Origin of the sequence: Pseudoalteromonas sp. MMG005 (assembly GCF_018101015.1) — a bacterium.
GTDB classification, from domain to species: Bacteria; Pseudomonadota; Gammaproteobacteria; order Enterobacterales; family Alteromonadaceae; genus Pseudoalteromonas; species Pseudoalteromonas aurantia.
This window is the reverse complement of the sequence record NZ_JAGJEK010000009.1, coordinates 148,618-163,572: the sequence shown is the minus strand read 5'-3', so window position 1 is coordinate 163,572 and position 14,955 is coordinate 148,618. Positions and strand designations below refer to the sequence as shown.

At 41.9% G+C, this 14,955-nt stretch carries 9 protein-coding genes; 4 read left to right on the top strand and 5 right to left on the bottom strand.

Annotation, left to right across the window (positions count from 1 at the left end; all coding sequences use genetic code 11):
* Positions 1-150: 150 nt before the first annotated feature.
* Positions 151-2,910 (top strand): methyl-accepting chemotaxis protein, encoded by a 2,760-nt coding sequence (locus tag J8M01_RS09025; protein ID WP_211057762.1) that lies wholly within the window; start codon positions 151-153, stop codon positions 2,908-2,910.
* Between the two features lie 266 nt (positions 2,911-3,176).
* Positions 3,177-4,361 (top strand): serine hydrolase domain-containing protein, encoded by a 1,185-nt coding sequence (locus J8M01_RS09020; protein ID WP_348772733.1) that lies wholly within the window; start codon positions 3,177-3,179, stop codon positions 4,359-4,361.
* 51 nt (positions 4,362-4,412) lie between these two features.
* On the opposite strand, the gene J8M01_RS09015 is transcribed toward J8M01_RS09020, so the two are convergent.
* Positions 4,413-5,306, bottom strand: a complete 894-nt coding sequence (locus tag J8M01_RS09015) for an NAD(P)-dependent oxidoreductase (RefSeq protein ID WP_211057761.1) — start codon at positions 5,304-5,306, stop codon at positions 4,413-4,415.
* 138 nt (positions 5,307-5,444) lie between these two features.
* Here J8M01_RS09015 and J8M01_RS09010 point away from each other — a divergent pair, with 138 nt between their 5' ends.
* Complete coding sequence (locus J8M01_RS09010; protein WP_192507297.1) at positions 5,445-5,960, top strand: glutathione peroxidase; 516 nt, start codon at positions 5,445-5,447, stop codon at positions 5,958-5,960.
* Positions 5,926-6,906 carry a 2-hydroxyacid dehydrogenase gene (locus tag J8M01_RS09005; RefSeq protein WP_211057760.1) on the top strand — a complete coding sequence of 327 codons (981 nt, stop codon included), beginning with the start codon at positions 5,926-5,928 and terminating at the stop codon, positions 6,904-6,906. The genes J8M01_RS09010 and J8M01_RS09005 overlap by 35 nt, the downstream gene beginning before the upstream one ends.
* A 55-nt stretch (positions 6,907-6,961) precedes the next feature.
* On the opposite strand, the gene J8M01_RS09000 is transcribed toward J8M01_RS09005, so the two are convergent.
* The 4 genes from J8M01_RS09000 to J8M01_RS08985 form a co-directional block, all read right to left on the bottom strand.
* Positions 6,962-9,505, bottom strand: a complete 2,544-nt coding sequence (locus J8M01_RS09000) for a family 20 glycosylhydrolase (protein ID WP_211057759.1) — start codon at positions 9,503-9,505, stop codon at positions 6,962-6,964.
* Positions 9,498-10,364: an ROK family protein gene (locus J8M01_RS08995; protein WP_211057758.1), complete on the bottom strand. Its 867-nt coding sequence runs from the start codon at positions 10,362-10,364 to the stop codon at positions 9,498-9,500. Before J8M01_RS08995 ends, J8M01_RS09000 begins: the two co-directional genes overlap by 8 nt.
* A complete protein-coding gene (locus J8M01_RS08990; protein WP_211057757.1) occupies positions 10,361-11,620 on the bottom strand; it encodes an MFS transporter in 1,260 nt (419 codons plus the stop codon). The genes J8M01_RS08995 and J8M01_RS08990 overlap by 4 nt, the downstream gene beginning before the upstream one ends.
* A gap of 222 nt (positions 11,621-11,842) precedes the next feature.
* Positions 11,843-14,809, bottom strand: a complete 2,967-nt coding sequence (locus J8M01_RS08985) for a TonB-dependent receptor (RefSeq protein WP_211057756.1) — start codon at positions 14,807-14,809, stop codon at positions 11,843-11,845.
* Positions 14,810-14,955 lie beyond the last annotated feature (146 nt).

Here is a 14,955-nt window from a genome sequence, read left to right as displayed (position 1 = left end):
TATGCCCTACTTCGCCTTTTTACCTTCACTAAATACCTACGCATGCCTGTCATATATATGTCATTTATTTACAACAAGTATTTGAGTTTATGAGAATTTTTACTATATTTTGGTAATGATGCAAAATAAAACCTTGCAAGGAAGATACGTATGAATAGTGTAAAAGCCAAATTAATGCTGTGTGTCATCAGTGGTATGTCAATAATACTCATTGGCGCGTTAGTGACTTTATTTTTAGTAAAAAATGTCGCAGCAGAATTAGATTCATTAATAAACAATGAATTATCTACCCGCCAGCAAGTCGGTCTGATATCTAGCCAGTTTAAAACACAAGTTCAAGAATGGAAAAATGTCTTGATCAGAGGCAGTGAACCAGAGCAATACGAAAAATATTGGCTACGGTTCGAAAAAAATGAACAACTGATACAAGATAATATTAAAGTGCTGCTAGATACCCATACACTCCCTGATTCTATTATTCACCAATTAGCTAGTTTCCAAAAAGAACACCAAAAGCTAGGGGTATTATATCGAGTAGGATTAAATGAATATAGTGCATCCTTATTTAACACCCAAATAGGCGATAAAGCAGTAAAAGGTATAGACCGCTTGTCGGCTAAGCTCCTTGGTGATATCAACGTTGCGATCACCCATTTAGTTTCTGATCGTTCTGTTGCCCTCACTGCAAAAAAAGAGCAAGTGCTATTTCAAAGTATGGTCATGATGTTTATTTTGTCTTCAGTAATACTCCTACTTATGACGTTATTCATTCAAAGGTTGATCACGCATCCTATTCGCCAAGCTTCCAGCATAGCTGAACAAATTGCTAGCGGGAATTTGGCAAACGATATTCATGGACACGACAATGATGAAATTGGTTTACTGTTAAATAACCTCAATACTATGCAGCAAAATTTACTGGCTATGACCGATGACCTCAAACTGCAAATGGTGCAACAACAAACCCAAGCTCAAGAAAATGGAAGAATTAAACAAGCACTTGATAATGCCGCAGCGCCTGTGATGTTAAGTGATGGCAACGGTAAAATCATTTATTCCAATCACCAGTGTGAGCGTCTATTTCTTCGCTATAAAGATCAAATAAAAACCACTCAACCCAATGTCACATCATTAAATGAAGCCAATGTAGAACACTTTTTTGATCAACAAAGCTGCTATGGCACACTCCGTGATGCTCACACGCACCAAGTTGAATGCGAAGTAAATTACCAATCTGTGATATTTAATGTTGTCGCGGGCCCAGTTTTCGATGAAGAAAAACACCTATTGGGCATTGTTTATGAACTCTCCGATCTGACTGAGCAGCGCTACGCAGAAGAACAAGTAGGAAAAATCATTCAATCAGCATCTCAAGGACAGCTTGCCACACGCTTGGATAGCACAGAATTTACCGGCTTTATGCATACACTCGCAAAAAGCATAAACTCACTACTTGATGCCATTGCCCTTCCTATCAAACAAACCAAAGATACCCTTAACTTAATTGCAATTGGCCAAGTGCCTGATGCTATTCACGGAGATTACAGCGGTGAGTTTCTAGAAATAAATCATAGCCTCAAAACAGCAACTGGTGCAATCAACGCGCTCATCGCGGATACCAATATGTTAATGGAAGCGGCCAGTCAAGGTGAACTCTCAAAACGTGCTGATATTGACCTGCATCAAGGTGATTTCCAGAGCATCGTAAAAGGGTTTAACACCACATTAGATGTGATTGTAGAGCCTGTACGCTTGACCGCTGATTATTTAGATCTCATAGCCAAAGGACAATTACCTACAGATATTAGTAATAGCTACCAAGGCGACTTTCTACAAATTAAGAATAGCTTAACAACATCAATTGATGCGATTAAAAGTATGGTAAAAGACACCACTGAGCTGGCGCAAGCTGCCAGCAAAGGGCAACTTGAACAGCGAGTCGATGCTTCTAAACATCAAGGGGAATTTTCCGTTATCGTTGGTGGGATAAATTCAACAATTGATGCGATCTCTAAGCCTTTGCATGAATGCAAATCGGTCATGCATGCACTATCTGAAGGTAACTTAACGCAACTTGTGGAAGGTGAATATCAAGGTGATTTTAATACTTTAAAGCACTCTGTTAATACATCTGTATCAAACCTTGCAAAGATGGTCAGTCAAATACGCACCACAGCCAATACAATTAATGGCTCGGCAAATGGAATAAAGCTGGGTATGAATGATTTAAGTGCACGCACAGAATCACAAGCGGCATCCATTGAACAAACCACCGCGTCGATGAGTGATATCACCCACACGGTTTCCATCAACTCCAAAGATGCGCACTCAGCAGCATCTTTGGCGACTGAAGCTGATAAACAAGCCCAACAAGGTGGTGAACTCGTTCATTCAACCGTCAACGCAATGAAAGAAATTAGTAATAGCTCCAATGAAATATCGAGTATTATAGAGGTCATTAACGAGATTGCTTTTCAAACCAACTTACTTGCACTCAACGCGGCGGTAGAAGCTGCTCGAGCAGGCGAATCTGGAAGAGGATTTGCTGTTGTTGCTGCTGAAGTACGTGAACTTGCCCAGCGCAGTGCAAATGCGTCTAAAGAAATATCAACTTTACTCAATGACAGCGCGATGAAGGTTGACCATGGAGTGCAGCTAGTCACTGAGTCAGGTCAAACGCTCGGCCACATTGTGAGTAGTATTAAACAACTATCCCAACTAATGGAAAATATAGCACTTGCCAGCACTGAACAATCTAATGGTGTTGGACAAGTCAATGTTGCTATAAAACAGATGGATGGCATTATACAGAAGAACACAATGCTCGTTGAAACGGCCAATTCATCAAGCAATAGTTTATCGCACCAAGCCAACGAGCTTAATCGTTTTATGTCTGGGTTTGAAGTATGAGCTTGCTGAGTCTATTACATCATCATGCTGATAAACTAAAATGGAGGCTAAAGTCACCTAACGGACCCCTCTGCTCCTTGACTTATTGATTGGCAATATAAGTTAACGGGCTTTAATACTGGGGGAGATAAAGATGAAGGCGCTCCCCTTTCTTCAACCACCAAGAATCTAACCTTTGAATACAAAAAACTTTTTGTATTCATTTTAACCACAAAGAAATATAAATAGTTTACAATTGTTGGTTTTAAAATCAACAAGGAATTTTTGTGTATTTAAATATTAAAAACGGTCTTGTGCACTCTATCATTGTGTTCATTACCCTAACCCTATTAATTGCATGTGGCAGCGATTCTTCCAGCTATACTGAGCAACCAAAATTAAAAGCAACTGAGCCTGAACTGCTTTATGGTAAAACTGGAGACGAAAAACTCCATGAAGAACTCGAAGCAATACGTACGCAATACAACATGCCGGCTTTGGCTGCTTTTATCGTCAGTAGTGATGCACTTTTAGAAATGGATGTGAGTGGGTATCGTATCAGTGGTCAACCAACACTCGTCACGACTGAAGATCGTTGGTCAATTGGGTCATTCACTAAATCAATCACGGCAACAGTTGCATCCCGGCTTGTTGAACAAGGGTTGATCTCACTAGAAAGTGATGTATTAGAAATCTTCCCTGAATTATCTGGAAAAATTAAACCCGAATATGAACACCTTACACTTCGAGATTTATTATCAATGACGTCTGGGTTAAAGCGAGATTTAGACAGTATGTTTACTGGTCAATGGCATATGGATCAAAGATCAATGACAGAACAAAGGTATTCATGGACCATTGAGCTACTTAATACAGAACCTGAAACCACGAAAGGTACATTCTTATATAGTAATGCCGGATATGTACTCGCAGGTCACATGTTAGAACGTGTTACGGGTCAATCTTGGGAAGCGCTTGTTGCTCAGGAAATTGCCGTTCCTTTAGAGATGAACCTTATTGATTTTGGTACTGCTAGCTTTATGGATCCTGACAATCAACCAAGTGGTCATCAGATACGTGACGGACAGTGGCATGCAATCACCGCAGCTGATAGGGTTAGCCTTCCAAAAGTCATCGGTCCTGCTGGCACAATAAATACCAACCTTCACGATTTATCACTGTACTTACAAGCCCACTTATCTGGTGCAATGGGCAAAGGTAATATTGTAAGTACTGACAGTTACGCTCACATGCATTCACCTGTCAGTGAAAGCTATGGATTAGGGTGGATATTAAAAGAAAACAATCAGTTTCACCATAACGGATTTACTGGATCATTTTACCTTGATAACCTCATCATTCCAGAAGAGAATATTGCATTACTGGCGGTTACAAACGGAAGTACAACACAAGCAAGAGAAGCTGTAGAGCAAGCCATTGCGGTTATGCTAGAACGCTATAACGCTCAGTAGTTCAATCAGGAATGGCGGTTAACCCGTCATTCCTTCCAATTTAGAGCACACCTATTGCTTTTTCTTGACCTGATGCAATGCATCTAATCGCGCCAGTAGGCTCGATGTATCAAAACGACCGCCACCTAATGCTTGTACATCGGCATAATATTGATCAACCGTCGCCGTCAATGGTAAAGAAGCGCCATTATTACGTGCCTCATCTAGTGCAATCCCTAAATCTTTACGCATCCAATCTACTGCAAAACCAAAGTCATACTCTCCTGCAATCATTGTTTTATAACGATTTTCCATTTGCCAAGAGCCCGCAGCTCCTTTAGAAATCGTTTCAATAACCTTTTCAGCATCAAGCCCTGATTGTTTAGCAAAGTGCAAGCCTTCAGCCAATCCCTGTACCACACCAGCAATACATATTTGATTAACCATTTTGCAAGTTTGCCCACTGCCGACATCACCCAATAACTGACTAAAACGACTAAATGCAGCCATCACTGGTTGAACTAACTCGAAACTTATTTGGTCGCCACCAGCCATCACCGTAAGCACCCCATTTTCCGCACCAGCTTGCCCACCAGATACTGGCGCATCAATGAATGAGATATTTTGTTTTGCTGCCACCGCTGCAACCTCACATGCAACCGTTGCCGAGGTCGTCGTATGGTCGACTAAAATAGCCCCAGGGTGCATACCGGCGAGTACCCCATCTGCGCCATAAACGACAGACCGTAAATCATCATCATTACCGACACACATAAACACGATGTCTGCACCGCTAGCCGCTAGTTTCGGTGTTTGAGCATAGTTACCTGCATGTTGCTCCGTCCATTGCTGTGCTTTTGCTGTTGTTCTGTTATACACCGTGACTTCGTATCCTGCGCTGACCAAATGTCCAGCCATTGGATATCCCATTACCCCCAATCCGATAAACGCCACTTTCATTGACATAATTCTGTCCTATTTCGCTGCTATGGTATTAACAATGGAGTTTTTATACCCCAAGTAATTGGCGTATAGCAAATTTAAATCACTAATAAGGTAGTTAAAACACTACTTACAACATGCCCGTGAAGGAGTATGAGTCAAATGGAAACAATTTATCGTTATAGTGTACAGCTACTCAACGGTGAAACAATCGCATTGAAGCAATTGCAGGGTAAACCTGTACTCATTATCAATATTGCCAGTAAATGTAGCTTCGCAGCACAGCTTAGTGCGCTCGAAAAAATGTATAAAAAATATCATTCGTTTGGGCTTGAAATTCTAGCGTTTCCCTGTAATCAATTTGGCCGTAATGAGCCACTTGAAGATGCAATGTTAAAAGAGTTTTATAACAGTCATTTTGATCTTAGCTTTATGATTTGTAACAAAGTACAAGTCAATGGCCCTGATGCACACCCATTGTTTAACTACTTAAAATCACACACTCGTGGAATCTCACAAAACCGAGCAATTAAGTGGAACTTTACTAAGTTTTTAGTAAACTCAGAAGGTGAGCTAGTATCAAGATACGCACCTCGCACCAAACCAGATACACTAAGACCGGTTATAGAGAGCCATTTATACAATGAAGATAGCCCTATTCAGTTCGCAAAGTTATGAACAACCATTTTTTGATAAAGCACTTAGTACTCATCCAGAATTAAATATTAAGTGTTTTAATGAGTCATTATCCGAACACACAGCATCATTGTGTAAAGGGTTTGACGCCGTGTGCATATTTGTCAATGATACCGCTGATCAGCAGGTACTCAATATATTAGCCTCACTGGGTATTCGCTTTATTGCTCTAAGATGTGCTGGCTTTAACAATGTTGATATGACCACTGCTAATAAATTAAACATCAAAGTTGTTCGCGTGCCTGCATACAGCCCAGAAGCCGTTGCTGAGCATTGTATTGCCCTGATGCTAACATTAAGTAGAAAAACACATAAAGCTTACAACAGGGTAAGAGAGGATAATTTCGACCTCAATGGGTTGCTTGGTTTCAATTTGCACAATAAAACGGTAGGTATTGTCGGAGCAGGGAAAATTGGCCAAGCGTTGATTGCTATATTAAATGGCTTTGGTGCAAATGTTTTAGTGTATGATCCGAATATAGGGGAAGGCAGTTATACAAAAGTAACATTCGACATGCTATTGACACAAAGTGATATTATTAGTTTGCACTGCCCGTTAAATGATGCGACCTATCATTTGCTTGATGAGCAAGCGTTTGGAAAAATGAAACCCGGCGTGATGTTAATCAATACCAGTCGCGGTGCACTCATTGACAGCAAAGCATGCATTTACGCGTTAAAAAACCAAACTGTTGGATATTTAGGCCTTGATGTGTACGAGCAAGAATCTGAGTTGTTTTTTAAAGATCGTAGCCAAGAAATCATTCAAGACGATATATTTAGTAGACTTATCAGCTTTCCAAATGTACTCGTTACAGGTCATCAAGGTTTCTTCACCCAAGAAGCGTTGACACAAATAGCCAACGTTACCATTGAAAATCTCTCTGAGTGCACGTCAGATCTACCGTTAACGAATCAAGTCATATAGCACATAAAAAAGAGGCTCCCACTAAAAGCCTCTTTACGCTCTCATAACACCATACTCATTCAAGAACGTGGTCCGATACAGGCAAGGCTCTACCGACTCTTCTTCCTAATTTAGCACGTACAGCCAACGCGGTAGAGTGCAACATCTTTGGACTGACAGCTTGCCAGCCATTCAATGTTTTTACTTCAATATCAAACCCTGGGATCTCAGTAAAAACCATTAACTGACCTGACTCACTTTTGCCAGCTGCAACACTTGGCAGGCGGTAAAACACCCCTTGGGAAGCCAGTTTAGGAATTTCTTTAAAACCCACTAAAGCAATAAATCTTTGCCAATCTTTTTCTCTTGCTTGCAGAGCACCTTTCGTCATAAAAGTCGTATTTTTATCGAAAGAGCGACTTTCTTTGTATCGTAACGCCCAGTCTGGTTTGTGCCAAGCTCGTTCTGCTAACGCCAATAAGCGTGGATACAGCATATATTCTGCTTGTTCATCTGTACGGATCATTTCAGACCAGAGGTGTCCTTGTATTCCTTTTGCATTTACGCCTTTTTCTAATCTACTCGAAGTATCATCTGCGATATATGAACGTGCATAATTATTATGCCAAAGCTCTGCATGTGCCGGTAAGTTATCAGGCATAAACTCAAAAACTTTACGTGTATTCACCGCCCGCGTAGCCCAGTGGTTACCTCGCTCCATTGGATGTGACTCATAAGGAAAATCGAAATATGTCACATCAGGATTTGACACAATGACATTCCAATTTCTATTTATATGGCGGTGTGCAACTTGATGGCCTCCATGAGCCAATGTTCCCCATACATTACTCTGCACAACATGAGGCATATTTTTTACCCGCACATCATCTAAACCATCGCTCCACCCCGCAACTGCAACCCCTTTATCGGTCACTATTTTACTAATACGCTCAATAAAGTAACCATTTAAAGATGGTTCTGAATACTTAAGTACGCTACACGCAGGAGAATTCAGCCATGCACCAGCGGTTTCATCTGCACCAATATGGTAGATTTTTAAAGGCACTTCAGCGGCGTCGTGCAATGCTTGCACTTCGGTGAGCACCTTATCTATAAATTGATAAGTTTGCTCTAAGCATACATTCAAAGTATTGTCGCTATAGTGCTGAATCGAGCGATAGCGAGTCAAGTCTTGTGGTTCAACCAAACGGTATTTGAGTGCATCTCTTTCAAGATTTTGTGCCATCAAACGCTCAAAGCGTGCTTCCATTGATACGATTGCCGCTCGTGAGTGACCTGGCATGTCTAACGAAGGGATCACCTCAACATGGTGTCGTTTCGCATGCTGTAAAATATCAATATAATCCTGACGACTATAAAAGCCATTAATACTTGCATCAGGTGCATTACCAGCCCCCAGTTGAGGTAATAAACAACGTTGCTCTGATAGGTCAAAGCACCGAGTCGCCCCCACCTCCGTCAACTCAGGTAGCCCTGCAATTTCTAGTCGCCAGCCCTCATCATCTGCTAGATGTAAATGTAACCGGTTAAGCTTATAGCTGGCCATATGCGTTATCGTCTCTAAAATAAACTGCTTTGACCTAAAATTTCGTGCGCTGTCAATGTGCAAACCTCTAAACATATAATGCGGTGCGTCAGTTATATCAACCTGAGGCAGTGTGTGCGTTTCTATATTCAATAAGCCGATTAAACTTTGTAATGCATAAAACGCCCCTTGCTCAGTTGCAGCCTCTATATTTACAGCCTGCGCTGATATCTTCAAGGTATAAGCTTGCTCCGCCAACGTTGCTGTGGTCGTGCGTTTGACGTTTACATTAAACCCCTGCTCTTGCTCATGAATACCCAATGTTGACAACCTGAATAAAGCCTGTGAAATTCCTTCACGCTTAATATTAACCAGTGATAATTTAATGCCATTTTTAATGCTGACCACCGGCTCTGAACTGAGTATCAGTGTCTTTGGTTTTGGAATAATGTCAATTGGCGCTTCAGTCAGTACAGGCCGTAACGCATTTTCAAATAGATATTTAGTCCCCATCCACGGTGTTTTATCACGCTCGTGAATTCGTAATTGAGACATTGTATTGAAAGGCGCCAAATATGGCTGAGCCTCCAAACCTGTTTCAGGGTCAACGGTAGGGATTGTACTCGCGATGACTTTAGCACTTAATACCCCCTCACTATCTGCTAGGATATAATTTGGCATAAACTCAGAGCGCGTTATTTGTGAGTCTTGAGTATAAAAGCGGATCCGATGTGCATCTCCACCAGCAAAACCACTAAACATTTTTGACGGTGATAAGCGATGTAGATCCCCATTTATATGCGTGACCTCAAACTCGCTATTAGAGCTATGAACAATAGGCATTAATTGACTAAAATAGATAGCCCAGTTATCACTCTTAAGGTCATAGGGTAATGTCAATGACAATTCCGATAAATAACATTGTTGCACCTTCGCCGGACAAGCAGAATTCGCATCAAGTAATGTGTAAATGACTTTTAAATCTTTTGCCATTGAATCTAATTGCGGTTGATTCATGGCAAATACATTCACGCTGATAGCACACGTCAATAACCCTAACACATATTTATACATCCGATAGCTCCTTGCTATAAATAAGCTGATTGGTGAATCCTGCATAAGCACCTAGTAGCGGGGCATACTGCAAACGACTCGGCTGGACCTGCACATGCTCAGCCAATGCGCTATGACTATGTTGTTTTAATGTGCTAAACATGCTTTGGCTGAACAAAGGAAAAGAGTCTGCCACTGAGCCACCTAACACAATTTTATCTGGGTCAAATGCTAATAAGACGTGTGCCAATGCATTACCCAAGTGTTCGCCTAATTGAACGAACATATTTAGTGCCTTTAAATCTCCAAGATTGGCCTTCTCTGCTTCTTTTGCGCCATCAGTCGCGAACCTCTTAAAAAACTGTCCACTGGTATAATCTTCGATTATGCCATCTAAATAAGGAAAACTACCAAATTCACCAGCAAAACCATTTTTCCCCGTATATAACGCACCATTGAGTACGATTCCAGAACCCAATCCTGTTCCGAGTGTCACGCCAACTAAGTTATCAGTCGGTAAGTGAGGGCCGTAGTAATATTCACCTAAGGTGAAGCAATTTGCATCATTTTGCACATAGGTTTCTACGCAAAAGCGATGCATTAGATTGTGCTTTAACGAAACATCATGCCAGTTTGGGATATTCACTGTATCGATAATATGTCCATCGCTGATGCGCACTGCACTGGGAACGCCGATCGCAATTCCCGTGCTCTGACGTGTCATATTTGACTCAACGAGATACTCGATAAAGTCATTGACTTCTTGTTTAGTACCATGACGTGGCACATCATGGCGATATACTTGGCCAAGACCTGACTTTGATACCTGAGCAACATGGGCTTTTGTGCCTCCTAAATCTATACATATAATATGACTCATAATAATTGCTGCCCCTGCGTTTTTTTCTTAAACAATTTGGCGGTATGGTTTTTAACTAACGGTCTAGCCCATACTCCAACACTAAATATATAAGCCAGCGGTATCAGCAATAACAGCATTGCACTACGTTGTGAGTTAAGCACTTCGCTCGCTACCCCCAGTATGGGTGATATCATTGCTCCACCTACGATACCTGTACATAAAATGCCAGTAACCGCACCATGGCCAACCCGTACTGAGTTTAACCCCAACGACACGAGTACCGACCACATAATTGACAAGAAAAACCCCATCGTAGCAAAACCAAATATTGCACCCACTTGATCACTAAAAAGAGCTGCCACTAAAGAGATTCCGGCTCCAGCACTAAATCCCATGAGCAGTTTTTGAGCGTCGATGAACCGTAACAACAGTAATCCAATAAAACATCCCAAGGTGAGTAACATCCAAAACTGACTCACCGCAAACGCGCCTTGGGTCTGAACGTCTACCTGATGATAAGAGTGCAAAAATAACGAAATGGAATTGGCAATGCCTTGCTCTAAGGCGACATAAGCGACAATTGCAAAGAAAAACCGCAAAACTGTCGGCTTTTTCAGTAATGCAAGGCTCTGTTTTACTGTGAGTAGTTCATTTTCACATCGTGTTACTTTAACCAATGGCGTAACTGCAACATAAAGTGTCATACCAAAACACAGTACCGAGAATAGCCAATACATACTCAGCCACTCCATTCCATTCGGTACTAATCCTTTAAATATTAAGCCTAACCCTGAGCCCTTTTGAATACGCTCAACAAAAACGCTGTAAACTAATGGAGACAAGGTGGCAGCTACACCAAATATAAGCTGTGCAAGGACAGAATACATAGCAAAATACTGACTCCCCCCGCTAACGCGCAACAGCGGGTTAATCGCGACTTGTAATAAGGCCATTGCACTGCCAATCGCAAACAGCGCCACCATTGCAATAGTAAAACTAGGGAAAAGTGCAAAACTCAAAGAGCCAGTACCAGCCAATACAAAAGCAATCAGCATCGTTTTTTTCTCGCCTACAGTTTGCACCAATAGACCGGCCGGAATAGACATCACCCCGTAGGCTGCAAAAAAAGCAAATGGAAAAAAGCCCGCTAGTGCAATGCCAATACCAAAATCAGCTATCAACTCTGGAAAAATGGGGCCTAAAATATTGGTCATAAACGACACCATAAAAAATGTCATAAGTACCAGCAAGACAACGGCATATTTAGGATTCATGGTAATAACCTTAATATTGAATAAGGCAATGGCACTAGCGCGTGGTCTGCGGGCAAACAAACCATATGACTCAAGGAGTAGGACATTGCCTTAAATTATGAATGCGTTACTTTGTAGGGACTGAACGCATAAAACCAGTGACTTTAGGCGCTCAGACATCAATAACATGACTCTACAAATCAAGTGGGTGGGTTACCCTCAATTTGCCAATCAATAGAAACCTTACCAGCGCCCTCTAACACCAAAGGTTAAGCGTCGTTCATAAATATTTTGAGAGATACGATTGTCTTTCCATTGCGCGTAGTTGGTCTCATACTCTTCAGTCAGATTACTCCCAGACATAAATACTGTGAAATTATCTTGAACGTCATAACTTGCAGATATATCAATATAAGTCGTCGGTTCGGTCCAAATCGCAGTATCGCTCATACCGTACGGCACTGATATCTCAGCCAACCGTTTAGCACGGTAATTCGCAGCCAATCTAAATTGGAACCCTGATTTTTCATACCATAAAACCGCATTAGCAGACTCTTTTGAGTTATCTTCTAATGGTAAAGCATCCCCATTTAAATCTATCCGACCACTCTCACTGTCGCTATAGGTGTAATTAAACGCCGCACCTAGGCCACTCCAGACACCAGGTAAAAAGTCAAATGCCTGTTGATACGAGAATTCAGCCCCACTCATGGTGCCTCCCTGCCCGTTGATTAAACCATTTACAGACACTTCACGACGAACAACACCGTCAGCATCGGCCATAGGCTGGGTCCATATACTAGACTCAATAAAAGAATCTAGTTTTATGTTAAAAATACCAAGGCTCACCATCGCACTTGGAGAAAAGTACCACTCGATTGCCATATCGGTGTTTTGAGCTCGCCATGGGTTTAAATCAGGGTTTCCTTGCATTGTGGCATTCGTTGCAATAAGTAAATCAGGTGAAATGCCTTCTCGTGCAGCTAAGTCTTCACCGGCACGTGTACGACTGATCCTCAACCCTCCAGCAATCTGTTCAAGATCCAGCTTCGTCATGGTCTTTCCCCATGCCGCACGATAGACAACATCTTCACTTAGATTGACACTTAAGTTTAATGACGGTAAAAAGTCAGAGAATGATTTATCCGTGATGATATCTCCAGCATCCTCGGCAACAGATCCAGGACAACTAGTACAGATAGAATCGCCAATGATATTCTGAACAATCTCTAAGTCTGTTTTGATGTATTGAAATCCGATATTTGCGCGATAATTTTCACCAGAGAAGTCACTGCGCCAATAGACTGATTGGGTTTGTTCTGTCACCTTGTACGAACTGCCCGGTACAGTGCCACGTATATTGCCCGGATAAAACTTATTTTGAAATGCAAATGGGTCATCTAACTGTTTAGGATCGATAAAATAAATGCTATCAATACTGATTGGTCCAAAATCTGATACTGGTTGTACCCAGCCCTCTGGCAAACTTGAAAACGTAATCAAGTTATCATAGCCCATCGTCAAATCTCCCGCAGATGCACTTGGCGTACCCCCACTACCATCAGTATCAAATGCGGCCAGCCCTTGATCTTTCCACATGACATTAACGCTCCCATCGCCAACAGGGTTGTTTAATGGGGCAAGCAAAACATATTGGTCCCGTGAAATATCACGCTCGCCAAAACGAATCCCAAATGTCATTTTATTTAAATGTGTATGATCAAATTCATATTCGCCATCAAGACGCACAATATCGAGTGATGCATCCTCATCATAGTTATTTTCAGAATAAGTTGAAGTGACCGAGTAACGTGATATGTTTGAGCCAAATGTTTCACCTTGCAATGTAGCTGGTGGTAACAACATGGCATGCTCTCCCTTAAAATTGAATCGCATCGCAATGGTGTCTGGGCCATATCCGTTTGGGTTTACAGCGATTGGACCATTCCCTTCGTTGCGTCTGAGACCATGGGCTAAGCCATTTGTTAAATACCCCTGCGCAACATTCTCTGTATGACTGCGAGATGCATCCGCTGTAATAAACCGCGCTTTACCTGAAAAAGCCCCAGTTCCTTTATAAACAAGTTCAACGTTATAGTTAGTCGATTGCCTTTCATTGGTATGACTTTCTGAATGCGCAACCACTCTTGGCGCATTTAAGGTAATATCTTGTGCAGTATATAAACGATGGCCTGATGCGAGTATATCACCGCGATCTATGGGATCATGTTGGTCTTGCCACTGCCAATGCCCGCCCCACGCGTTATCTGCCATTAACCCGCGTTGACGGTCAGCGTCATCCATTTTTGTATAAAATACATCCGCACTCAACTCTAAATTTTCTGAAACATCGGCCTGAAAGCTGATGTTAGCGCCCGTTCTTTCTCGCTCAGTAAATCGATTGACCATACCATAACTGACGTAGGTATATTCGGCATCATTGGTATCACCATCCCCATTCATATCAGCTTGTGGGCAGTACCAACAATTCCCCGACTCTTGAGGCGCACCAACCCAACCATGATTGGTTGCCCCAAGACGATAATTTGCCAGTGTCACTTCATCTTTAGATACGGTGGCAAGTACGGCAAAACTATCAGCATTATACCCAGCAAAAATCATTGCTTTTGGATCTGTTTCCTTTGAGTACGACCCCCGTGCGGCTTCAATTGATGCAGCCCCAGTGAACCCTTCAGCTAAATCAAATGGCTTGCGTGTTTGCAAATCAACAGTACCGGATATCCCCCCAGCTAACGTATCGGCTGTAGGTGACTTCATAACATTCATGGCCCCCACTAAACTCGAAGGAATATCAGTGAAATCTGGTTGTACTTTCGTGAGCGAACCCGCACTTAAAAACTGCTCTCCATTGAGTAGCGTGGTAACCTGTGGCATCCCTCGCACATTAATTGTCGCCCCTTCTCCAGCATTTCGACGAATTTGTATGCCCGGTACTCGTTGTAATGAATCTGCGATGGTAACATCTGGCAACTTACCAATGTCTTGCGCTGTAATTGAATCTACAACCCCGTCAGCAAAACGTTTTGTATTTAAGCTTTTTTCTGTCGAAGCGCGTATACCGCGTACTTCTATTACTTCAACGGACTCTTGCGCTTGTAATTCGCTCGCTGCAGATACATTACTCGACAACAGCCCAGCCAAAATAGCATAAGTAAGGTGTGAGAGTTTGAATGATGCCTTGTTGTTCATGTCATTCCTCTGATAATTTTTATATAGTTAGGAGTGTTAATGTTTACTACCAAATAATTGGTACTGACTTATTTCAGCAGCTATTCGCGCAAACAGTGGGCAATTTCAAACCTTTTTACATACTAACCTATCGTTTTGACATCGCT

What these genes read in the sequence shown, in the direction of transcription:
- J8M01_RS09025 (WP_211057762.1), top strand. Translation starts at nt 151, where the DNA reads ATGAATAGTGTAAAAGCCAAATTAATGCTGTGTGTCATCAGTGGTATG.
- J8M01_RS09015 (WP_211057761.1), bottom strand. Translation starts at nt 5,306, where the DNA reads ATGTCAATGAAAGTGGCGTTTATCGGATTGGGGGTAATGGGATATCCA.
- J8M01_RS09010 (WP_192507297.1), top strand. Translation starts at nt 5,445, where the DNA reads ATGGAAACAATTTATCGTTATAGTGTACAGCTACTCAACGGTGAAACA.
- J8M01_RS09005 (WP_211057760.1), top strand. Translation starts at nt 5,926, where the DNA reads ATGAAGATAGCCCTATTCAGTTCGCAAAGTTATGAACAACCATTTTTT.
- J8M01_RS09000 (WP_211057759.1), bottom strand. Translation starts at nt 9,505, where the DNA reads ATGTATAAATATGTGTTAGGGTTATTGACGTGTGCTATCAGCGTGAAT.
- J8M01_RS08995 (WP_211057758.1), bottom strand. Translation starts at nt 10,364, where the DNA reads ATGAGTCATATTATATGTATAGATTTAGGAGGCACAAAAGCCCATGTT.
- J8M01_RS08990 (WP_211057757.1), bottom strand. Translation starts at nt 11,620, where the DNA reads ATGAATCCTAAATATGCCGTTGTCTTGCTGGTACTTATGACATTTTTT.
- J8M01_RS08985 (WP_211057756.1), bottom strand. Translation starts at nt 14,809, where the DNA reads ATGAACAACAAGGCATCATTCAAACTCTCACACCTTACTTATGCTATT.